This is a genomic window from Candidatus Planktophila sp., assembly GCF_040402315.1.
Lineage (GTDB): Bacteria > Actinomycetota > Actinomycetes > Nanopelagicales > Nanopelagicaceae > Planktophila.
Genome location: NZ_JBBAMU010000007.1, coordinates 20,726 through 43,093, shown reverse-complemented (window position 1 = coordinate 43,093; position 22,368 = coordinate 20,726). Strand labels below are relative to the sequence as shown.

Genomic DNA, 22,368 nt, shown 5'->3' with positions numbered 1-22,368 from the left:
CTTCGCCAACCACCTTCTCATTATTGAGATATGCGCCACCTTCTTTAACGATCCGGCGAGCAGCAGATTTTGAATCAACCACACCGGTGGCCACCAATAAATCCACCCAAGTGGGTATCTCGGCTCCCTTTTCTATTCGCGTATGTGGAAGTTCAGCCAAAGCTGATGCCAGCGTCGGTTCATCCAGTATTGCAAGATCACCTTGACCAAAGAGTGCGTGAGCTGCCTCTTCCACACGCACTGCAGTCTCCGGGCTATGAACAAGTGAGGTGAGTTCTCTAGCAAGTTCGCGGTGAGCTTCACGTGCACCAGGGTTTGCGGTGTGTACTGATTCGAGTGCCTCTATCTCGGTGCGTGATTTAAATGAAAACACCTTAAGGAAATTGATGACATCTTTATCATCAGAGTTCAGCCAATACTGGAAGAAGGCATATGGCGATGTCATCTCTGGATCGAGCCACACACTTCCGCCGGCTGTCTTGCCAAATTTAGTTCCATCAGCTTTTGTCAGTAGTGGCACGGTCAGTGCATGGGCACTTGCACTTTCAACACGACGAATCAGATCTAGGCCAGCTGTGATATTTCCCCACTGATCTGAGCCACCAATTTGAAGTGTGCAGTTATAGCGTTTGTAAAGTTCTAAGTAATCCATCGACTGGAGAACTTGATATGAAAACTCAGTGTAAGAAATGCCATCTTTTTCAAGTCGAGATGAAACTGCATCCTTATTCAACATTTGATTTACGCTAAAGTGCTTTCCAATGTCGCGCAGGAACTCAATGGCCGACATGGGCGCAGTCCAATCGAGGTTATTGACCATCACCGCCGGATTCTTACTCGACTCAAAGTCCATGAACTTCGAAAGCTGCCCCTTTATACGATCTACCCACTGCCCAACAACTTCAGTTGTATTCAGCGTACGCTCTTCATGTTTACCGCTGGGATCTCCCACCAAGCCAGTGGCTCCCCCAACAAGTGGGAGTGGATTGTGGCCAGCTAGTTGAAAGCGGCGTAGCACGAAGAGAACAACGAGGTTTCCCACATGGATGCTCGGCGCCGTGGGATCGAATCCCACATAGAGCGTGATTGGCTTGGCTAGCGCCTTACGCAGCTCGACTTCATCTGTTGTCTGCGCAATAAGACCACGCCACTTTAGGTCAGCTAGCAAATCGTAAGTCACGGCTCTCATGCACCCATCATGGTCGAAAATGCTTTGGCTGCAGCGGTGAATTCACTACGAGTCTTTTCCAGAGAACTCTTTGCCTCGCTCAATTGTTGAGCCAGTGCAGATGGAGCGGTGCCACCACGTGTCGTGCGTGATGCCAGTGCGCCTTGAACGGTAAGAACGTTGCGGACATCGCTCCTAAGTTCTGGATGAATACCTGCAAACTCTTCATCGGTGAGCTGATGAAGTTGGCGGCCAGATGATTCACAGACCGCAACACATTTGCCAGCAGCTTCATGTGCTTGCGCAAAAGGAATGTGTGCCCTGACCAAGTAATCAGCTATCTCGGTTGCAAGTGAGAAACCAAGGGGTGCGGCAAGTGCCATCTTCTCGCGATCGAATTCAGTAGTTGCCACCATCCCAGTTACTGCCGGAAGAACGAGCAGGACGGTATCGATGGAATCAAAGAGTAGCTCTTTATCTTCTTGCAGATCACGGTTGTAGGCAAAGGGCAGACCTTTAAGCATTGCAAGCACGCCAGTGAGATTCCCAATCAGACGACCTGACTTACCTCGTGCGAGTTCTGCCATGTCAGGGTTTTTCTTCTGCGGCATGATGGAAGAGCCAGTGGAGTAAGCATCTGATACTCGGGCCCAACCAAATTCAGTGGTCGACCAAATGCACCACTCTTCCCCAATTCGTGAGAGATGAACTCCCACCATGGAGAGAATAAATAGCGCTTCGGCCACGAAATCACGATCAGATACGGCATCAATTGAATTGGCAGCACTTGATGTAAAACCAAGTGATTTCGCAGTTACCTCCGGTGCTAACGGCAGGGATGACCCAGCTAGCGCACCTGAGCCAAGCGGACTGACAGATGTGCGAGTAAGCCAATCCTGAATACGATCTAGATCTCGTGCAAATGCGTGCACGTGCTTTGCTAGCTCATGCCCAAAGAGCACGGGCTGTGCGTGTTGCAGGTGAGTAAATCCAGGTGCCGGAGCATCCGAGTATTCGGTTGCCTTTGCAATCAGCGCTTCTTGCAGTTCGGCTATTGATAAAGCAATCGAAACCATCGCATCTATGGCGTAAAGTCGCAGATCTGTTGCCACCTGATCATTACGTGATCTACCGGCGCGCAGTGCGCCTCCGATTTCACCGAGTTTTTCAGTAAGCCCGCGTTCTAAGGCGCTATGAACATCTTCATCAGTTGCAAGATAGGTGAACTTTCCGGAAGCCACTTCCGCAACCAGCTCTTCTAAAGCCTTTCGAATAGCTGCAGCCACCTTCTTATCAAGCAGGCCACTGCTTTCTAGTACCGCAAGATGGGCAAGTGATGAACGAAGATCATAAGGAGCCAAACGCCAATCAAATTGCACACTTTGTGAGAGTGCAAAAACAGCTTCCGTTGGAGATTGCGAGAATCTTCCGCCCCACAGAGCCATTATTTTCTCCCTCTAACCTTTTTGACTTGCCCGTATGAGAGTAATTCTTTCGCTAGTTGCGCCCCGCCGCTGGCTTTTCTGGAGACTACTAAGACCGTGTCGTCACCTGCGATAGTTCCGATAATCGAAGATATGCCAGAGTGATCGAGTGAACTTGCAAGCAACTGCGCTCCCCCGGGTGGAGTGTGAATGACCGCTAGATTTCCACTCGATTCGACTGAGAGAATTAGTTCAGAAGGCAGCGGCATAGAACGCGAAAGTGAAGCCTCACCTGAAGCCGAGATCGTGTAGACCGAATCGCCAGTGGCAGATCTGCCCCGCACTGCGCCGATCTCTTCCAGGTCACGGCTAGCGGTGGCTTGGGTAACTGCAAAGCCAGCCCTTTTCAGCTCTTTCACTAGATCAGATTGGGAGTGAATGAGCCCGCCCTTAATCAGTGAAATCGCCTTCGCCCTACGTGCGCTCACACTAGCCATGACGCACCTGCGCTAGGGCTGCAGTGAATATCGTTACAAACTTCTTTGCATCACGTAATGAAATATTCAGAGCTGGCGCAATACGAATAATTGATTCACTTGGGGCATTTATCAGAAGCCCCAGTTCTTGGCTCTTCTTCACAAGCTCCTTTGCACATCCCTGATCCAGGGTAAGTCCAATCAGTAGCCCTGCTCCTCGTACCTCGGTAACACCCGGAACAAGAGCGAGTTCGGCAAAAAGATAGGAACTCACTTCATTAACATGGATGAGAATCTTCTCTTTCTCGATTGCGGAAATCACAGCAAGGGCTGCAGCTGTTGCAATCGGATTTCCACCAAATGTAGTGCCATGATCACCAACCTTGAAAAGATGAGAGGCGGGGCCAAGTGCGATCATGGCACCAAGTGGGAGTCCTCCTCCTAAACCTTTAGCCAAAGTAATCACATCCGGTTTAATTCCTGAATACTCATAGCCAAACCAGTCACCCGTACGACCCATCCCTGTCTGCACGCAGTCGAAGACGAGGAGAGCACCGTTGTCATCACAATATCTACGAACATCTTGTAAGTAATTAGCAGGTGGGACAATGACCCCGGCTTCGCCCATGATGGGTTCGATAATTACCATGGCAGTTCTCTTATTGGTCTTTCGCTTCATCGCACGTGAATCACCGAAGGTGACGTGGGAAATACCGCGAAGTAAGGGCTTAAATGGATCTCGTTTTGATGGCTGACCGGTGAGTGATAGCGCACCCATCGTTCTACCGTGGAAAGATTCTTTCGTTGCAACAACGCCAGTTCTGCCCGTGCGACGACTTAATTTCAGGGCCGCCTCATTTGCTTCTGCACCAGAATTGCAGAAGAAGACTCGTGCTGACTTATCACCGGTGAGCTTCTGTAGTTTCTCAGCCAATTGCAACACATTTGGGTGGGCGTAGAGGTTACTCACATGACCCAATGTAGATGCCTGTTTCGTCACAGCTTTCACGATTGCAGGGTGGCCATGGCCCAAAACATTAGTGGCAATGCCGGCCAAGAAATCTAGGTACAGCTTGCCTTGGGCATCTTTGACATATGAACCTTTTCCAGAGACCAACTCGATGGAAGGAGTTCCGTAATTATCCTGAAGTGAATTAATCCAACGTTTCATGCGAAGACCAACGTTCCGCCAACGCCGAGGAGTGCGCTCTTCAGGGCCTCGGGGTTTCTGCCATCAATAATCCGCACCGCATGTGCACCTGCGCCAATGGCATCTAAACAAGATTGCACCTTGGGGGCCATGCCATCTGCAAATGTGGATTTAATCCCTTGCAGCTCTTCCACAGATATCTCCGAGATTAATGAATCCTTATCCGGCCAATTCCGATAGATTCCCTCGACATCAGTCATGATGATCAGCCATTGGGCTTCCAACGCACCTGCGATTGCCGCTGCTGCGATATCAGCATTGACGTTAAATCCATGTGTGCCAAGTGCATCCGTTGCTACCGGTGAAATTACTGGAACGCTTCCTTGTGTCACTAGCCTTTGAATCTCTTGGCGGTTCACTTCAAAAACAGTTCCGACAAGACCTAAATCAGCTCTTGTTCCGTCTACTAAAGTGGTCAACTTCTCTGCAATCAGCGTTTTAGAATCTCGACCAGAGATAGCAACCGCTTTGATTCCGTGGTTGCATAGGGATTGTGCGACGGCAGGACCAATCTCTTTTGCTAACACCCTCTCAACGATCTCAAAAACCTCAGGGGTGGTGACGCGAAACCCGCCGATAAATTCTGTTGTAATCCCAGCTGATTCAAGTGCCGACCCAATTTGTGGCCCACCACCATGAACAATCACGATCTCGACCCCCTGAGAGATGGCATCTGCAATAGCTTGCGCGAATTCACCATGCGAGTCAGACATCGCATGGCCACCGAACTTCACGACAATCACGCGCCAATCCCATCGAAATCAAGTCCGGCAGTCTCAGCAAAACCACACATGATGTTGGCGTTCTGAATCCCTTGTCCCGCAGCACCCTTACCTAGATTATCTATCGCAACTGAAACAACAAGTCTTGAGGTGTGAGCGTCAACTGCAACCTGCATCTGCACATTATTAGATCCCAAAACAGCTGATGTCTTTGGCATGACTCCAAATTCAAGCACTGAAACAAATGCGCAATCCGCGTAGTAATTGCTATAAAGCTGATGTGCCTCTTCAGAGGTAATCTTCTTTGTCAGCTTGGCGGTAACCGTTGCCAGGATTCCTCTTGGCATCGGAGCCAAGACTGGAGTGAAAGAAATCTTCACATCTTGCCCACTAATCTTGCTCAACGTCTCTTCGATTTCAGGGGTGTGTTGATGTGATCCACCGAATTTATACGAACTCAGAGATCCTGAAACCTCGCTGGCAAGTAGATTTACCTTTGCATTTCTGCCCGCACCGGTTGTTCCTGATGCAGCAACGACCACGCAATCAGAGAGATCAGCGACCCCTGCAGCCGGTGCAGCTCCCAGAGCGATAGCTGTCGCATAACATCCTGGGTTTGCAACATACTGCGCTTGTGCGATTGCGCTCTTGTACTGCGCGATGTCAGCTAGCCCATAGCTCCAGGTCCCGGCGTGTGTGCCACCGTAATACTTCTCCCACTGCTGGGTATCGCTCAATCTGTAATCGGCACCTAAATCAACAACCCTTGCTTCCTTAGGAAGTTGCGAAATTATCTTGGCAGATTCTCCATGTGGCAGTGCAAGAAAGATCAGCTGGCAATCAGTAAATGCTTCGGCTGAGAAGGCGATGAACCTCTGATTGTCATAACTTCTTAGTTGTGGATGAATCGAAGTGATCGACTCCCCCGCATTTGAATGAGCCGCAACAGCGGCTATCTGAAAATGTGGGTGCCCAGCAAGCAGCCGCAGGAGTTCTCCTCCTGCATATCCACTGCCGCCGATAATCCCGGTTTTCATAATTTCACTATAGCATATTTATGCACGGATGTGCATATTTATGCAGTGCGCAGAACTGCGCCAGTTGCTTTCTCCGCTGATTTCACCGCTGAATCACGCAGCGCGCTTACTTCGGCCCCCGTGAGAGTGCGATCTGCGGCTCGGAAAACTAGGGAGAAGGCCAAGGAAATTTTGCCATCACCTATTTTGTCGTAGCGGTCAAAGAGGGAGATTGATTCTAGGAGCTCGCCCGCACCTGCCCGCAGCGCCTGCTCGACCTCTAGCGCTGAGACCGATGCATCGATAATGAGCGCCACATCTTGGAGCGCCGCCGGCATAGTTCCCACGGTAGAGGGACGGACCAAAGGTGAATCTGGCAGCGCATTGAGTGCAACTGCAAAAGCTGAAGAGCGCTCAGGCAGACCATACATCTCTACGATCCTTGGATGAAGTTCACCGGCATGAGCTACCGGCTTTCCATCGATAAGTAATTCGGCGCAACGACCAGGATGCCATGGCGCAATATCCGAACGCTTTATCGTCCAAGAATGATTGCACAGTTGCAGCACTTCTTGCGCAAATGCGATTGCATCCTGCCAGGTGTAAGAACGCGGCTTACCCTGCCAGTCCTCGTTCTCTACCTTTCCAACGAGCAGACCAGCAACATGGAAAGGTTGAATCGGCAAGCTTGCAAATATTGCCTCGATCTCTTCCTTCTTCGGCTTCTTATCCAGTGCGGGTGAAATCATCGGCACCAGTTTCTGTGCACTGCGGAAAATAGATCCCATCTCAAAGATTGCAAAATCTTTCGCACCTCTGCTGATATTGCGTTGCGCCACTTCCAACAATCCTGGAACCATGTGAACGCGCAGCAACGGGAACTCTTCCGACATCGGATTTGCAATGCGATAGGTGGATGCTCGCTCACCCAAGAAGCCCAAGGCCGCGATTGTTTCTTGGTTGGTGAATGGAAAAGTTTGAACTTCAGCCAAACCGCGACTAGCTAGCATCATCGAAACTGCCCGGCGACGCTTCTGGGAATGAGTGAGGGAAGCATGCTTGGGCCGAGGTGGAAGAATCGATGGAATCTTGTCAAAGCCAACCATGCGGGCAACTTCTTCTGTGAAATCTGCTTGGCCGAGTAAATCAGCGCGCCACGATGGTGGAATCACTTCGAAAGTCTTCTCATTTACTTCACAACCAATTGTGCGAAGAATCTTTACAATCTCAGTCGGGCCCACATCCACACCCATAATGCGTGAGATAAATGCCGGATCTACTTTGACCATGGGGCTAAATCGCGGCTCTCCAGCAACCACAGTTGCAACATGCTGCGCTGGGCTATTTTCAGTCAGTAACTGCACGAAGCGAGCCGAAGCATATTGCGCAAGTAATGGGTCGACACTTCGTTCAAAGCGACGTGAGGCCTCCGAGGAAAGCTTGTGGCGACGTGAATTCTTAGCAACGCAGGTTGGATCAAATCGAACTGCTTCAAGTGCTATCTCAGTTGTTGTCTCTGAAATCTCTGAATACGCTCCACCCATGGTTCCTGCAAGTGCAAGGGGTTGTTCGTCATCGCAGACCATAAGATCATCAGGATCTAATTGGCGCACCTGACCATCGAGAGTGGTAAATGGTTGGGCCTTGCCCGCGCGCTTAATGGTGAGCCCGCCTCTAATCTTTGATTTATCGAAGGCGTGGAGTGGCTGACCCAGTTCAAGCATCACATAGTTAGTGACATCTACAACCAAGGAGATAGAGCGCATGCCCATCTTTTCAATACGTCTGCGCATCCAGATTGGAGTTGTGGCCTTGGCATCAAAGTGTGAAAGGGTTCGTAAGTAAAACACGGAAGCTGTTACTGGGTCGGCAATCTTTGCACTCACACCCTTGCCTGTGTCAGTAAATTTAAGTGTGCGAAGCGCATCAACTGGGTCGGTATATGAAAGACCTAGCGAGCCAGCAACCTCACGAGCAATGCCGCGAATACTCAAGGCATAGCCACGATCCGGATTGACGGCAACATCGAAAATAACATCATTGATGAGTAAGCCCTCAATAGCATCTGATCCGATTGCCACCGAGCCTTCACTGAAGGTCATGATTCCGGCGTGATCATCTCCTATGCCCAACTCGCGAGCAGAGCAGATCATTCCGTTGGAGACCTTGCCATATGTTTCACGAGCACCGATTTTGAAGTCGCCTGGCAGTACTGCTCCCGGAAGAGCTGCGACTACTAGATCTCCAACAGCAAAATTCGTTGCCCCACAAATGACATAACGGGTTTCTTTCTCACCACAATCAAGGCCCACATATCGAATGGGCTTCTTATACTCAGTAATCTCTTCAATGCTTAATACCTTGGCAAATACCAAGGGCCCGGTGAGGTCAGCACCTTGATGAATAATCTCTTCTACTTCAAAACCAACGCGGATCAGGGCATCAGAGATTTGATCTGCGGTAATGGATTTAGGTATCTCTACAAATTCTTTGATCCACGATAACGGTGCGCGCATTTAGAGTCCGACTCCAAACTGGCGAGTGAATCTCAAGTCGCCTTCCACAATGTCGTGCATGTCAGTAATTCCATGGCGAACCATCAACGTGCGCTCGAGTCCCATTCCAAATGCGAAACCGGTATAGATATCTATATCGATGCCACACGTTGCAAGAACTTTAGGGTTGACCATTCCGCATCCGCCCCATTCGATCCATCGATTGTTAAAGAAGATGTCTACTTCAGCACTCGGCTCGGTAAATGGGAAGAATGAAGGACGCAAACGTGTCGTGACATCGGGACCAAACATGTGTCGGGCGAAGTTATCAAGGGTTCCCTTTAGGTGGGCCATCGTGATTCCCTTATCGATTACGAGACCTTCAACCTGGTGGAAAACTGGGCTGTGAGTAGCATCGAGTTCATCGGCGCGAAATGTTCGACCTGGACAGATGACATAGATAGGCGGTTCTTGGGCCAACATCGTACGAATCTGCACCGGTGAAGTGTGGGTGCGAAGAACCAACCCTGACTCGATTGGTTCAATAAAGAAAGTGTCTTGCATTGTGCGCGCGGGATGATCGGCCGGAATATTAAGTGCATCAAAGTTAAGCCAACCCGATTCAAGTTCTGGTCCTTCTTCAACTGAGAAACCTTGCTCAAGGAAGAAATCTGAGATTTCATTTTTAATAATTGAGATGGGATGTAGCCCCCCGCGGTGCGCACGACGGACCGGCAAGGTGATATCGACAATCTCTTCGAGTAATACTTTGGAGTCACGCTCTTGCTCAAGCTTTGCAGTCTGCTGCGCTAACGCTTTTGCAATTTCTGCCTTAGCTTCGCCAACAAGCTTTCCAACGGAGGCTTTCTGATCGGCTGAGAGCGTGCCGAGTGCTCTGCTAGCAAGTGCTACCGGTGACTTATCACCAGCGTGTGCCAGGCGAGCTGATTTAAGTTGATCTAAATCTGCAGCGGCGGCAAATGCGCCCTGTGCATCGCTTATCCACGATGCTACATCTGCCGGATTCATGGTCGTGATTCTATCCCGCGACCTTTGCCGAAAGGGTGAACATAACGATTGATGCCGCTGCCGATAAATTAAGGCTTTCGGCATTGCCAGCCATAGGAATAGTCACTTCCGTCACAGCCACGCCAAGGGCTGCTGCATCTACTCCCCGTGCTTCATTACCGAAGATTGCTATGCAATCCCCGGTAATCCTCAAATCGAGTATTGATGTCGATGCATGAGATGAAAGGAGAATTTTCTGGGTGTTAGGGAAAACGGAAGCTAGCGCTTGGAAAGTTACACCCTCATAAACGGGGATATTCCACAGTGATCCGGCAGTGGATCGAACCACTTTTGGCGAGTACATATCTACCGAATCCGGAGAAGTAACCACAGCAGTGATCCCCATTGCATCTGCGGTGCGAAGAATCGTTCCCGCATTTCCAGGATCTCGCATCTCATGGAGATAGATAACGGTAGAACTACCCGTAAGTGTGAGCTCGGAAATATAGTTTTCCGGTGAATAACAAAGAGAGATGAGGCCTTGTGGTGAAACAGTATCTGACATCGCCTTAAGAACAGGCTCGGAGACCTCAACAATTTCAACAGCGAAAAGATCGAGTTCGGCAATCTTTAAGAGCCCTTGCTCTGTTGCATAGATAATTTTGATTTCCGGACCGTTGGCTGAGGTAAGTGCCTCTCGCGCACATTGCACGCCTTCTGCCACAAAGAGCCCTTGTTCGCGGCGTTCTTTCGCCCCTTTAGAACCAATAAGAGCCTTCACTCGCGCAATATGCGGCGAGTGAAGGCTCTCAATCATTGGCTCTACAACCTAGTTTCTAGATGGACTTAGGCAGCTGGAAGGTTCTTGCGAGCAACGTCGACAAGAACTTTAAATGCTGCTGGATCATTCGTTGCGATATCTGAGAGAACGCGACGATCTACTTCAAGTCCGGAAGCCTTAAGACCCTGGATAAAGCGGTTGTATGTCATTCCGTTTTCGCGGGATGCAGCATTGATACGCTGAATCCAGAGCTGACGGAAATCACCCTTCTTATCTTTACGATCGTTGAAGGCATAAACCATTGAGTGCGTAACTTGCTCCTTCGCCTTTGTGAAAAGACGTGAACGTTGTCCGCGATATCCGCTGGCACGTTCAAGGGTTGTGCGACGCTTCTTTGCTGCGTGTACTCCGCGCTTGACTCTCATTTAGTGGCGCTCCCTTACTTCAAACCAAGCATGCGCTTGGCTGTCATTGTGACGGTTGACTTAGCTGATGACTCTTGGCTCAAACGACGAGTAACGCGTGATGACTTGTGCTCCAAAAGGTGGCGCTTGCCTGCACGCTCGTGCATGATCTTTCCGGTACCTGTGACGCGGAAGGTCTTCTTCGCACCACTGTGGGTTTTCATCTTTGGCATTTCTTATCTCCTGTTACGTCGTCGTGAGTAAAACTATTTAGCAGCTTCTTCGGCTGCTTTTTCCTTCGCAGCTTTCGCCGCCTTCTGCTCTGCTACTACTTCGGTCTTCTTCTTCGTCGGACCCAACACCATCGTCATCTGTCGACCCTCTTGTTTAGGGGCGAATTCAACGAATGCTATATCTTTAACATCTTCTGCAAGACGTTGCAAGAGTTTGAATCCGAGCTCTGGACGTGTTTGCTCACGGCCACGAAACTTCATCGTTATCTTCACCTTGTCGCCACCTTTAAGAAACTTCTCGACCGACGAGCGCTTTGTCTCGTAATCGTGATTCTCGATCTTTGGCGTCAATCGCACTTCCTTCACCACAATGTGGGTCTGGTTCTGACGTGCTTCGCGAGCTTTTTGTGCGATCTCGTACTTGTACTTTCCAAAGTCCATGATCTTACAAACTGGCGGATTAGCTTCGGGTGCAATCTCTACGAGATCGAGTCCGATTTCATCTGCCATAGCTAGCGCTGCTTCGATATCTACTACTCCAACTTGTTCACCTGTGTAATTGATGAGACGAATTTGGGGTGTGCGGATACGGTCATTAATGCGGGGCTCTGTTGTGATTTCTGCTCCTATGTTCGGTTCACTTGTGTATCCAAGTTGCCGCAAAATTCGCGCACCGCATAGGCAGATAAATCTAGAAACCTAGATTTACATCCGACAAACCAATCCGCCGAAGCAGTAGAGGTGGGAGCGGTGAGCTCCTCTTGCAGCAGCTGTGGGCTACTAGTCTGAGGCAAAGGCTACCCGAGTGCGGGCAAATAGAAAAATCGCGCCTGAAAAGGGCTTTAGCCCATCGCGTGCAGGCCACCATCGACGTGAATAATCTCCCCCGTCGTTTTTGGAAACCAATCACTGAGTAGCGCAACCGCGCCTTGCGCTGCCGGCACTGGATCTGCAACATCCCACTTCAAAGGACTGCGCTCATTCCAGACGTTTTCAAATTCATTAAATCCAGGAATCGATTTAGCCGCGATGGTTCTAATGGGACCTGCTGCAATGAGGTTGATGCGAACATTATCTTTTCCAAGATCGCGAGCGAGATAGCGCGATGTGGATTCTAGGGCTGCTTTGGCAACTCCCATCCAGTCATACTTTGGCCAGGCAACTTGGGCATCAAAATCAAGTCCGACAACAGATGCTCCATCTTTAAAGAGTGGATGGCAAGCCATCGTCAATGACTTCAAAGAGTAGGCAGAGACCTGAACGGCTGTTGCCACATCTTCCCAAGCGGTATTGAGGAAGTTACCCCCGAGTGCGGCCTCAGGTGCAAAACCAATCGAGTGAACAACACCATCAAGGTGTGGAAGGTGTTTCTTTACCTCTTTTGCTAACCCATCAAGATGCTCTTGATTGGTAACGTCTAGTTCAATAATTGGAGCGGACTTTGGAAGACGTCCTGCAATACGAGTTGTCAGACTAAGGCCGCGTCCAAAGCCTGTGAGTACAACTTGTGCGCCTTCTTCTTGTGCCAAGCGAGCGATATGAAAAGCAATGGATCCATCGGTGAGTACACCAGTTACTAAAATATTCTTACCTTCAAGAATTCCCAATTCAGTGCCCCATTCCAAGTCCGCCATCAACAGGAATGATGGCTCCAGTAATATAGCTAGCCTTTGCCGATGCAATAAATGTGACCACGTCGGCAATCTCTTGCGCCGAACAAAAACGACCGAGCGGAACCTGTGCTGCGATTTCACTCCGGCGCTTCTCATCGAGTTCGGCCGTCATATCTGTCTCTACAAATCCAGGGGCAACAACGTTGGCAGTGATGCCACGTGATCCGAGTTCTCTTGAAAAAGATCTAGCCATTCCCACCAGCCCAGACTTGGAAGCTGAATAGTTCACTTGTCCGGCAGCTCCTACCCCACCAACAACAGAACCGATAAAGATCAGACGACCACGCTTTAATTTCAGGAGACCTTTGGTAGCGCGCTTTGCTACGCGAAAAGCACCTGTGAGATTTGCATCAATCACACTTTCAAAATCTTCATCAGTCATACGTAGGACCAGAGTGTCTTTCGTAATTCCGGCATTTGCCACAATAATTTCTGGCTGTCCTATCTCACTTTCAATCTTTGTAAAAGCTGAGTCAACACTTTCTGAGTTGGTGACATCCATCTGCACTGCATCAAACCCAGTAGGTGGGGTGCCGCTGCGGTATGTGATGACAACGCGATGACCAGCATCTTTGAGAGCGGTCGCAATAGCTAAGCCGATTCCGCGATTGCCACCGGTAACTAGCGCGATGGATGTGGGCTCGCTCATGAGAGAAAACTACCCTACTGTTGGGCTATGGCTAAAGAAGATGCTGCTTTCGATATTACTAGCGCGTCAACCGGCCTTTCCCAAGACCAGAGAGCGCGTCAACGTCGATATTTTCTTTCCATGATGGTGCGAACAGCTTGCTTTATTTTGACTGTGATACTGCCCAGCCCGTATCGATGGTTCGCACTCGTAGGCGCTGTTATTCTCCCCTACATTGCCGTGGTTGTAGCAAATGCTGGTCGTGAGACAGTAATTCCGGGACAAGCGATACTTAAGAAGAGGCCGCGAGGAATTGAGTAGTACAAAAAAGCGTGAGCAGTTTGCTTTTTTTAAGTCAGTTATTGCGCTAGTTCTGATTGCAGGTTGTCTCTGGGCGGCGCAATGGCAATACCATCGTGGTGTTGCCCGGCACGATCGTAATTTCATCATCGAAAAGCATTCAACAATGACTCCAGTCTCACTTGTCTCAGTACAAGAGCAACCCGAGAACCACGAATGGCAGCCGGTTATTACTCGCGGAGTCTTTGATCCCGACACCCAGATACTGCTCAGAAATAGATACTTCGAGGGCAAATATGGATTCGAACTTCTCACTAAATTTAATGACACGGGTGGAAGAAGTTACTGGGTTGATTGTGGATGGGTTCAGGCGGGAAGGAACGCTCAAACCAGACCCACGCTGCCACAACTTCCAATAGGTAGTGTCGAGATAGTTGGACGTCTTCGATTAGATAGTTCGCTGCCTCGGGGATCATTTTTTGCTATCCCAACTAACTCAGATACCGGGCTAGTTTCAAAGGCAAATGCACAAGGAGGAGCTACGAGTGAAGATTTCTATCTCGACTTGGTATCTGGCACCGTACCCACCTTGTCACCGGCTGCACCTGCCGAACTTCCTGAACTCTCTGATGGACCTCACATGGCTTATGCGGCGCAATGGGTTTTCTTCGGTGGTTTAATCGTTTACGGAAGATTTCTCATTCGTCGTGAGGTCTTGACGCGCAAATAGTTCAGAGTAGAGACCCGCTCCTTGAATTAACTCTTCGTGCGTTCCGCGCTCAACAATCTGACCCTTTTCCAGTACAAGGATCTGATCTGCCTGCATCACTGTGCTTAATCTGTGTGCAATGACGATAGATGTTCTACCTTTTAGTGCATGCCGCAGAGCTTCCTGCACGAGATCTTCATTTTCAGAGTCCAAATGAGCGGTTGCTTCATCGAGAATGACTATAGATGGGGCTTTAAGTAAAAGACGGGCAATAGCTAAACGTTGCTTCTCTCCTCCGGAGAGTCGATGGCCGCGCTCTCCCACCATAGTCTCGAAACCATTGGGCAGCGTTGATATGAGATTCCATATTTGCGCCGACTTACACGCTTGAATCATCTCTGCTTCAGTTGCATCTTCCTTGGCATAGCGTAAATTCTCAGCGATTGTTTCGTGAAAAAGATGTGCATCCTGCATTACTACACCAATGTTATCTCTGAGTGATTGCACGGTGTAATCGCGAATATCGTGGCCGCCGATAAGAATTGCACCATCTGTCACGTCATAGAGTCGTGGCAAGAGGGCACTCATGGTTGTTTTACCAGCACCAGATGGTCCCACAATCGCCGTAAGCGTTCCCTTTGGCGCAGTAAATGAGACTGCATTTAATATCTGTCCGCTATCAACTGTCTCTGGTTTGGAAACTGATTCCAGGGATGCCAGTGATACTTCCTCTGCCTTTGGATAGGAAAATGAAACGCTTCTGAATTCGATGCTGAGCTCTTGTTGCTTAAGTTGCTGGGCTCCGGGGCGATCCACAATCATCGGATGAAGATCTAGCACCTCAAATACGCGTTCAAAGGAGACGAGTGCGGTCATGACATCGATGCGCACATTAGAGAGCGCAGTCAGTGGTCCGTATAGACGCGCTAATAAGGCGGTAATAGCTAGAAGCGTTCCCACAGTAATGGAACCATCAAGAGCAAGATGGCCGCCTATTCCATATGCAAATGCAGTGGCAACGGCTGCAACGCTAGTGATGCCGACAAAGAAGATGCGATTGAGCATTGCCGTTTGAATTCCAATATCGGCCACTTTACGTGCGCGTGCGCGGAAGAAGCTCTCTTCCTTTGCGGGATTCCCATAGAGTGATACTAGGAGCGCACCCGAAACGTTAAAGCGCTCGGTCATAGTGCTCGACATCGTGGCATTGAGATTAAATGCCTCGCGAGTCAGAGCCTGAATACGCTTACCAACCCACTTTGTAGGAAGTAGGAAGACCGGCAGAAGAAGCAACGAAACAACTGTGATCTGCCAGGAAAGAATGAGCATCGCAGTAACAACAAGTACTAGCGAAACAACGTTGCTTACAACACCTGAAAGGGTGCCCGTGAATGCTTGCTGAGCTCCCATGACATCCGAATTGATCCTTGAAATAAGCGCGCCGGTCTGTGTGCGAGTAAAGAATGCTATGGATTGCCTTTGAACATGTGCAAAAACCTGGGAACGTAAGTCATAAATTAAGCCCTCACCAATACGCGCCGAAAACCAACGTCCAAAGATATTAAATAGCGCATCTACAACCGCCAGCAGGCCCACCAGAAGAGCGAGCTTGGTCACCAAGCCGGGATCTTTGGGAATCACGCCTTTATCAATCAGTTCACGCAGTAGAAGTGGCGTGCTAATTATTAAGAGCGCTTCAATCACAACGGTTGCAAGAAAGATCAGGATATGTGATTTATACGGCGCCCCATAAGTAAAGATTCGCTTGATTGTTCCCGGCTTTAACTTCTGCGACTTCACCGAAGGATCAGCGGTCATGGAGCGAAAGGTCATCCAGACTGCGTACTGAGACATAAAAAACTAAACAGTAAAGCCGAGAGCGCGCAGTTGTTCTCTGCCATCTTCAGTAATTTTATCTGGCCCCCATGGTGGCATCCAGACCCAATTGATTTTCACATCATCAGTAAAAGGTTTAAGAGCTTCTCGAGTCTGATCTTCGATGACATCTTGCAGTGGACATGCAGCTGAAGTTAGAGTCATGTTAAGCACGGCGATGTTGTTCTCATCAACCATGATGTCGTAAATCAGCCCAAGATCAACGACGTTGATTCCTAGCTCTGGGTCAACAACATCCTTCATCGCCTCGTTTACATCTTCAATCTTTGCAACCATATCCGTATCCTACTTTCTTTTTATGAATTCTTTGCAATTGCTTGCACTGAAGCGTCTTTAAATGCCATCCAACCTAAGAGCGCACATTTAATGCGAGCCGGGTATTGCGAAACTCCGGCTAGGGCTACTGCATCTTCCAGGAGTTCGGCATCTCCGGTCTCGGTACCTTTGCTCTGCATCAGGTGCATAAATCCATCGGAGATTTCTTGACTCCGATCAAGACTCTTTCCTATGAGTAAATCAGTTAGAATCGAAGTGCTAGCTTGTGAGATAGAACAGCCAACTCCATCCCAGGACACCTCTTTAACTACACCATCATCGAGGGTGACATTAAGAGTGATTTCATCTCCACAGCTTGGATTGATATGGTGAACTTGAGCATCAAAAACAGGATTTAACTTCTTGTGCTGTGGGTTCTTATAGTGATCAAGAATCACCTCCTGATAGAGATTATCTAATTGCATGGCTATCCAAAATACTTCTGTGCGCCGCGAATTCCTACGACTAAGGCATCGAGATCATCTTTGGTGTTATATAAGTGGAAGGATGCTCGAGTGGTAGCCGGAACGCCTAACTTACGAGTCAATGGCCATGCGCAATGATGACCAGTTCGTACGGCTATCCCCTGGCTATCAAGATATTGTCCTAAATCATGCGGATGAATGTCTCCCAGCGAGAATGACACAATGCCACCGCGCATATGCAAATCTCGCGGGCCAATCACCTTTAAATCGTCAATAGTTGAAAACTCATTAAGAAGATACTCAGTGAGCGTTATTTCATGATGATGAATTTCATTCATACCGATTTTTGAGAGATAGGAAAGCGCAGCGCCGAGCCCAACAGCCTGAGCCATACTTGGCACTCCAGGCTCAAACTTCTTAGGCGCAGGTGCCCACGTCGCACCCGTCATTGTCACGTTTTCAATCATGGAGCCACCAGTGAGAAATGGGGGAAGTTCAGCTAAAAGTTCTCTGCGTCCCCAAAAGATTCCAATACCTGTGGGACCAACAGTTTTATGTCCAGAAAAAGCTAGAAAATCGATATCGAGTGCTTTCATATCAACGGCCATGTGCGGAACGGATTGACATGCATCTAGTACAACGACGGCGCCAACTGCGTGAGCGCGCTTCACAATTTCATCCAGCGGAATTATTGTGCCCAAGACATTTGATTGATGTGTGAGTGCGACAACTTTGGTTTTCTCAGTGATGACAGATTCGATGTTCGATAGGTCAAGGCGTCCATCAGGGGTTACTTCAAACCAGGAAAGCGAAGCGCCGGTACGCGCAGCTAATTGCTGCCAAGGAATGAGATTGGCGTGGTGCTCCATCTCAGTGACGACAATTCCGTCACCGGCAGTCAAATAAAATCTATTACCTTTTTCAGCGTTGCCCATCGCATAAGCAACTAGGTTGAGAGACTCTGTCGCACTTTTAGTGAAAACTACTTCATCGACATGAGCGTTGATAAAGGTCGCCACGATCTGACGAGCACCTTCGAGCGCGTTCGTTGCTTCCTCAGCGAGCTGATGCGCACCTCGATGCGCTGCAGCATTATGAAGTCGATAGAAATCACTTTGAGCTTCAATAACTACATTTGGTTTCTGACTTGTTGCACCGGAATCGAGGTAAACAAGGCGTTTTCCATCACGAATTTTCCGGGAGAGAATTGGAAAATCCTGTGCGATGACAGATGCATTCAAGGACATATTAAGCGCTCACGTACTCGGCATATCCGTTGGCTTCGAGTTTATCTGCAAGCTCTGGGCCGCCTTCTTCCACAATGCGGCCATTTGCGAAAACATGTACGAAATCTGGCTTGATGTACTTCAAGATTCGGGTGTAGTGCGTGATGAGCAAGATGCCATGGTTATTGGCTTCTTTTGCGCGAACAACACCTTCTGAAACGATACGAAGAGCATCGACATCAAGCCCAGAGTCTGTCTCATCAAGGATGGCAAACTTAGGCTTTAACAGCTCGAGCTGCATGATTTCGTGGCGCTTCTTCTCTCCGCCTGAGAAACCTTCGTTGACATTGCGTTGTGCAAATGACGGATCCATCTTTAGTGTCTCCATCGCGGCTTTAACTTCTCCGACCCATTCACGAAGCTTTGGTGCTTCACCGCGTAGCGCAGTGGCTGCGGTGCGAAGGAAGTTGGAGACGGAAACTCCAGGAACTTCAACTGGATACTGCATCGCTAAGAAGAGTCCAGCTTTTGCACGCTCATCAACAGTCATTTCTAAGACATCTGCGCCATCGAGTGTCACTGTTCCGCCAGTAATTGTGTATTTCGGGTGTCCGGCAATGGAGTAGGCAAGTGTTGACTTACCAGAACCGTTGGGACCCATGATTGCGTGAGTTTCACCAGACTTAATTGTCAGGTCTACACCTTTAAGAATTTCAATAGCACCTTGTTCTGTCTCGACAGATACTTTCAGTCCGCGAATTTCTAGAGTACTCATATCTATCTCCGTTACATCTCTACCGTGACGGAGTCTCCGTCGATGGTTACTGGGTATGACTTCACTGGTGCTACAGCTGGTGGTGTAAGGGCTTCACCCGTGCGCACATCAAACTCTGCGCCATGGAGCCAGCATTCAATTTTGAATCCTTCAATATCGCCCTCAGAAAGCGAGGCTTCGGAATGACTGCATGTGTCAGATATTGCAAACACTTCAGAGCCCACTCGGGTAAGGCAGATTGACTCACCATTTTTCTCAATGCGTAGTGGTTTTCCCTCCGTGAGGGTAGCTAGCGACAGATCAGACATTTCACTTGCCTGCCTTTGCTAATTCGTTATCGATGCGCGACATTATACGGTCTTGAATCTTATCAATTCCAATTTCTGAAACTATTTCATTGAAGAAGCCTCGAACTACAAGGCGACGGGCATCTTCCATATTGATACCACGAGACATCAGATAGAAGAGCTGTTCATCATCAAAGCGTCCAGTTGTGGATGCATGTCCTGCGCCAACAATTTCCCCGGTTTCAATCTCTAGGTTGGGCACAGAGTCAGCTCGTGCCCCATCTGATAGCAAGAGATTACGATTAAGTTCATAGGTGTCAGTGCCTTCAGCTGCTGCGCGGATGAAGACATCACCGATCCACACTGTGTGTGCCTTATCCCCCGCTAGTGCACCCTTGTAATTAACGCGCGACTTAGCATTCGGTACCTTGTGATCAACGAACATACGATGTTCAAAGAATTGACCGGCAGTTGCAAAATAAACACCAGAGAGATCACATGATGCACCCGGTGCTATGAAATCAACGGTGGGAAGTAAGCGAACTAGATTGCCACCAACAGTGACCACGATTGATTTAAATGTTGCATCGCGATCCACGATTGCGTGATGTCGACCCGCGTGGATTGTCTGCGCGCCCCACTCCTGGAGACTGATGAGAGTCAGGTTAGAGCCTGGTCCCACCACAATTTCTAAATCTTCTGCAAGATGAGTATCACCGGTATTTTCGATAATGACCGTTGCTTTCGCATGTGTACCAACCTTGATTAGTACTCGAGCAAACTCTGCAGAATCTAGCGCACCAGGTGCGCGGCCCAGGAAAATTGGGCTCGCGACTTCAGTGTTGGGTGCAATTTCAAGGATTATTCCCTGATCAGTGAATTCACGAATTCGATTAACGATTGCATCATCAGTCTCTGTCACCGCAGTGATTGTGGTACGAGTTAAAGAGACTCCTGCAGGTAATTCTCCTTTAGCGATCAGGGAGTTTCGCAGAACCGGTGTGGCGCTGCCATCGTGCATTCCACCTAATCGTTTGAGCGGGGTAAAGCGCCACGCCTCTTCGCGACCGGAAGGAGTGTGCTTTTCCAGAATATTTGATTGCAGTGTTGTCATTACCCGACAGCACCTTCCATCTGCAATTCAATCAGGCGGTTAAGTTCAAGTGCGTACTCCATCGGAAGTTCGCGTGCGATAGGTTCGATAAAGCCGCGAACAATCATCGCCATCGCTTCATCCTCATTAAGTCCACGTGACATGAGATAAAAGAGCTGATCATCTGAAATCTTCGAAACGGTTGCCTCGTGACCCATGGAAACATCATCTTCACGAATATCTACATACGGGTATGTGTCAGAACGCGAAATGGTATCTACCAGCAACGCATCACATTTAACTGTGCTTGCTGAGTGATGAGCGCCTTCTTGAACCTGAACGAGTCCGCGATAAGAGGTACGGCCTCCCCCGCGGGCAACTGATTTAGAGATAACTGAAGAAGATGTGTATGGCGCAGCATGAACCATCTTTGCACCAGAATCTTGGTGTTGACCAGGACCGGCAAATGCAAGTGAGAGAGTCTCACCCTTTGCGTGAGGACCCATTAACAAGACAGCTGGATACTTCATGGTGACCTTTGAGCCAATATTTCCATCGACCCATTCCATCGTTGCACCTTCGGCACATGTAGCGCGCTTGGTTACCAAATTGTACACGTTATTCGACCAGTTCTGAATCGTTGTGTAACGAACGCGGGCACCCTTCTTAACGATGATTTCAACAACTGCTGAGTGAAGCGAATCTGACTTGTAGATAGGTGCGGTGCAACCTTCAACATAGTGAATATATGAGTCTTCATCAGCGATAATCAGTGTGCGCTCGAATTGACCCATGTTCTCAGTGTTGATGCGGAAATATGCCTGTAAAGGAATATCAACATGGACACCCTTAGGAACATAAATAAATGAACCACCAGACCAGACAGAGGTATTAAGAGCTGCAAACTTATTATCACCAACCGGAATAACGCTTCCGAAGTACTCTTTGAAGAGTTCTGGGTGCTGCTTTAGACCACTATCGGTATCAAGGAAGATGACGCCTTGCTTCTCAAGGTCTTCCCGGATTGAGTGATAGACAACTTCAGATTCATACTGGGCTGCAACACCAGAAACTAGGCGTTGCTTTTCTGCCTCTGGGATACCAAGGCGATCGTATGTGTTCTTAATATCATCTGGAAGGTCATCCCAGGTAGCTGCCTGCTTCTCAGTAGAGCGCACGAAGTACTTAATGGTGTCGAAGAAAATTCCGGAGAGATCTGAACCCCATGATGGCATTGGCTTCTTATAGAAGAGATCAAGGCCTTTCAGGCGCAGGTCAAGCATCCACTGTGGTTCTGATTTCTTTGAGCTAATATCACGAACTACCTCTTCACTCAGACCACGCTTTGCATTAGATCCGGCGTCGTTGCTATCTGACCAGCCGTACTCATAATTTCCGAGGCCTTCGAGTTCTGGATGTGCTGTTGTCATTTGTGTGCCTTTCTAGCGGTAGTTATTACTTTTTTATTATTGGCAGTCTTTGGAATGTACGTTGTGCACACCCCATCACCATGAGCAATGGTTGCAAGTCGTTGCACATGTGTTCCTAGAATCTTGGAGAAGATCTCAGTCTCGGCCTCGCATAGCTGTGGGAATTCAGCCGCTACGTGTGCAATCGGGCAATGATGCTGACAGAGTTGCTCGCCATTTGCATGAACCTCAATGCTGGCGGCGTAACCCTGCTCGGTCAAAAATGTTGCAAGTGATTCTGTTTTATTCGGTGATTTCGCAAGGGCCACAGTTGCTTTGCGTTCAATGTCATCGGCGCGAGATTGCGCAAAGGCATAGACCTGATGTTCACCAGATTGCGATGACATGAATTTCAACGCGGCAACCGCTAAGTCATCGTAGGAATGCTCAAACTGTTCACGACCAGCATCGGTCATCACGAAAACTTTGGAAGGGCGGCCGCGGCCGCGAGTGAGCGCAAAATGTGGATCGCGAGCTTCTAAGATTCCATTAGCTATGAGAAGATCCAGGTGTCGGCGAATCCCCGGCGGAGTCAGTCGCAGACGTACTCCCAGGTCTACCGCGGTGGAGGGGCCATTTTCTAGGACCGAGCGCGCCACAGCATCACGTGTGCTGAGGTCATCTATTTTCACAAC

At 49.0% G+C, this 22,368-nt stretch carries 25 protein-coding genes; 2 read left to right on the top strand and 23 right to left on the bottom strand.

Features of this window, described 5'->3' with window-relative positions:
• The 14 genes from tyrS to fabG form a co-directional block, all read right to left on the bottom strand.
• The coding region (gene tyrS, locus AC9UEP_RS02565) for a tyrosine--tRNA ligase (RefSeq protein ID WP_509543718.1) at positions 1-1,189 on the bottom strand (1,189 nt) is incomplete at its 3' end.
• Positions 1,186-2,613 carry an argininosuccinate lyase gene (gene argH / locus AC9UEP_RS02560; protein WP_509543716.1) on the bottom strand — a complete coding sequence of 476 codons (1,428 nt, stop codon included), beginning with the start codon at positions 2,611-2,613 and terminating at the stop codon, positions 1,186-1,188. The genes argH and tyrS, both read right to left, overlap by 4 nt.
• The gene (locus tag AC9UEP_RS02555; protein WP_509543714.1) at positions 2,613-3,089 is read right to left on the bottom strand and encodes an arginine repressor; all 477 of its coding nucleotides are present in this window, start codon (positions 3,087-3,089) and stop codon (positions 2,613-2,615) included. The genes argH and AC9UEP_RS02555 overlap by 1 nt, the downstream gene beginning before the upstream one ends.
• On the bottom strand, positions 3,082-4,239 hold the full coding sequence (locus tag AC9UEP_RS02550; RefSeq protein ID WP_509543712.1) for an acetylornithine transaminase: 1,158 nt from the start codon (positions 4,237-4,239) through the stop codon (positions 3,082-3,084). The genes AC9UEP_RS02555 and AC9UEP_RS02550 overlap by 8 nt, the downstream gene beginning before the upstream one ends.
• Entirely contained in the window at positions 4,236-5,021 is a 786-nt protein-coding gene (gene argB, locus AC9UEP_RS02545) for an acetylglutamate kinase (protein WP_509543710.1), read from the bottom strand. The genes AC9UEP_RS02550 and argB overlap by 4 nt, the downstream gene beginning before the upstream one ends.
• Positions 5,018-6,037 carry an N-acetyl-gamma-glutamyl-phosphate reductase gene (gene argC, locus AC9UEP_RS02540; protein WP_509543708.1) on the bottom strand — a complete coding sequence of 340 codons (1,020 nt, stop codon included), beginning with the start codon at positions 6,035-6,037 and terminating at the stop codon, positions 5,018-5,020. Before argC ends, argB begins: the two co-directional genes overlap by 4 nt.
• 38 nt (positions 6,038-6,075) lie before the next feature.
• Complete coding sequence (gene pheT / locus AC9UEP_RS02535) at positions 6,076-8,532, bottom strand: phenylalanine--tRNA ligase subunit beta (protein ID WP_509543706.1); 2,457 nt, start codon at positions 8,530-8,532, stop codon at positions 6,076-6,078.
• A complete protein-coding gene (gene pheS / locus AC9UEP_RS02530) occupies positions 8,533-9,540 on the bottom strand; it encodes a phenylalanine--tRNA ligase subunit alpha (RefSeq protein ID WP_509543705.1) in 1,008 nt (335 codons plus the stop codon).
• A 10-nt stretch (positions 9,541-9,550) separates the two neighbouring features.
• Positions 9,551-10,336 carry a TrmH family RNA methyltransferase gene (locus AC9UEP_RS02525; RefSeq protein ID WP_509543703.1) on the bottom strand — a complete coding sequence of 262 codons (786 nt, stop codon included), beginning with the start codon at positions 10,334-10,336 and terminating at the stop codon, positions 9,551-9,553.
• A 29-nt stretch (positions 10,337-10,365) separates the two neighbouring features.
• The gene (gene rplT, locus AC9UEP_RS02520; protein WP_095674759.1) at positions 10,366-10,725 is read right to left on the bottom strand and encodes a 50S ribosomal protein L20; all 360 of its coding nucleotides are present in this window, start codon (positions 10,723-10,725) and stop codon (positions 10,366-10,368) included.
• 14 nt (positions 10,726-10,739) lie between these two features.
• Positions 10,740-10,937, bottom strand: coding sequence for a 50S ribosomal protein L35 (gene rpmI, locus AC9UEP_RS02515; RefSeq protein ID WP_095674758.1), 198 nt, complete (start codon positions 10,935-10,937; stop codon positions 10,740-10,742).
• Positions 10,938-10,970: 33 nt separating this feature from the next.
• The gene (infC, locus tag AC9UEP_RS02510; RefSeq protein WP_223298193.1) at positions 10,971-11,600 is read right to left on the bottom strand and encodes a translation initiation factor IF-3; all 630 of its coding nucleotides are present in this window, start codon (positions 11,598-11,600) and stop codon (positions 10,971-10,973) included.
• Between the two features lie 179 nt (positions 11,601-11,779).
• On the bottom strand, positions 11,780-12,571 hold the full coding sequence (fabI, locus tag AC9UEP_RS02505; protein WP_509543701.1) for an enoyl-ACP reductase FabI: 792 nt from the start codon (positions 12,569-12,571) through the stop codon (positions 11,780-11,782).
• The gene (gene fabG / locus AC9UEP_RS02500) at positions 12,546-13,259 is read right to left on the bottom strand and encodes a 3-oxoacyl-ACP reductase FabG (RefSeq protein WP_509543699.1); all 714 of its coding nucleotides are present in this window, start codon (positions 13,257-13,259) and stop codon (positions 12,546-12,548) included. Before fabG ends, fabI begins: the two co-directional genes overlap by 26 nt.
• Before the next feature lie 27 nt (positions 13,260-13,286).
• Between fabG and AC9UEP_RS02495 the strand changes: the two genes are divergently transcribed.
• The gene (locus tag AC9UEP_RS02495; RefSeq protein ID WP_509543697.1) at positions 13,287-13,559 is read left to right on the top strand and encodes a DUF3099 domain-containing protein; all 273 of its coding nucleotides are present in this window, start codon (positions 13,287-13,289) and stop codon (positions 13,557-13,559) included.
• Positions 13,552-14,268 (top strand): SURF1 family protein, encoded by a 717-nt coding sequence (locus AC9UEP_RS02490; protein WP_509543696.1) that lies wholly within the window; start codon positions 13,552-13,554, stop codon positions 14,266-14,268. Before AC9UEP_RS02495 ends, AC9UEP_RS02490 begins: the two co-directional genes overlap by 8 nt.
• Here the strand turns inward: AC9UEP_RS02490 and AC9UEP_RS02485 are convergent.
• Genes AC9UEP_RS02485 through AC9UEP_RS02445 form a run of 9 tightly spaced genes read right to left on the bottom strand, consistent with a single transcriptional unit; the run spans position 14,215 to position 22,365 of the window.
• Positions 14,215-16,080, bottom strand: coding sequence for an ABC transporter ATP-binding protein (locus AC9UEP_RS02485; RefSeq protein ID WP_509543694.1), 1,866 nt, complete (start codon positions 16,078-16,080; stop codon positions 14,215-14,217). The genes AC9UEP_RS02490 and AC9UEP_RS02485 overlap by 54 nt on opposite strands.
• 27 nt (positions 16,081-16,107) lie before the next feature.
• Positions 16,108-16,419 (bottom strand): metal-sulfur cluster assembly factor, encoded by a 312-nt coding sequence (locus tag AC9UEP_RS02480; protein WP_509543692.1) that lies wholly within the window; start codon positions 16,417-16,419, stop codon positions 16,108-16,110.
• Between the two features lie 20 nt (positions 16,420-16,439).
• The gene (sufU, locus tag AC9UEP_RS02475) at positions 16,440-16,883 is read right to left on the bottom strand and encodes a Fe-S cluster assembly sulfur transfer protein SufU (RefSeq protein WP_509543690.1); all 444 of its coding nucleotides are present in this window, start codon (positions 16,881-16,883) and stop codon (positions 16,440-16,442) included.
• A 2-nt stretch (positions 16,884-16,885) separates the two neighbouring features.
• Positions 16,886-18,130: a cysteine desulfurase gene (locus AC9UEP_RS02470; RefSeq protein WP_509543688.1), complete on the bottom strand. Its 1,245-nt coding sequence runs from the start codon at positions 18,128-18,130 to the stop codon at positions 16,886-16,888.
• A gap of 1 nt (position 18,131) precedes the next feature.
• Positions 18,132-18,884: a Fe-S cluster assembly ATPase SufC gene (gene sufC, locus AC9UEP_RS02465; RefSeq protein ID WP_095674749.1), complete on the bottom strand. Its 753-nt coding sequence runs from the start codon at positions 18,882-18,884 to the stop codon at positions 18,132-18,134.
• An 11-nt stretch (positions 18,885-18,895) separates the two neighbouring features.
• Complete coding sequence (locus AC9UEP_RS02460) at positions 18,896-19,192, bottom strand: non-heme iron oxygenase ferredoxin subunit (protein WP_509543686.1); 297 nt, start codon at positions 19,190-19,192, stop codon at positions 18,896-18,898.
• Between the two features lies 1 nt (position 19,193).
• On the bottom strand, positions 19,194-20,285 hold the full coding sequence (sufD, locus tag AC9UEP_RS02455; protein ID WP_509543685.1) for a Fe-S cluster assembly protein SufD: 1,092 nt from the start codon (positions 20,283-20,285) through the stop codon (positions 19,194-19,196).
• Positions 20,285-21,694: a Fe-S cluster assembly protein SufB gene (sufB, locus tag AC9UEP_RS02450; RefSeq protein ID WP_509543683.1), complete on the bottom strand. Its 1,410-nt coding sequence runs from the start codon at positions 21,692-21,694 to the stop codon at positions 20,285-20,287. Before sufB ends, sufD begins: the two co-directional genes overlap by 1 nt.
• On the bottom strand, positions 21,691-22,365 hold the full coding sequence (locus AC9UEP_RS02445; protein WP_509543682.1) for a helix-turn-helix transcriptional regulator: 675 nt from the start codon (positions 22,363-22,365) through the stop codon (positions 21,691-21,693). Before AC9UEP_RS02445 ends, sufB begins: the two co-directional genes overlap by 4 nt.
• Between the last annotated feature and the right edge of the window lie 3 nt (positions 22,366-22,368).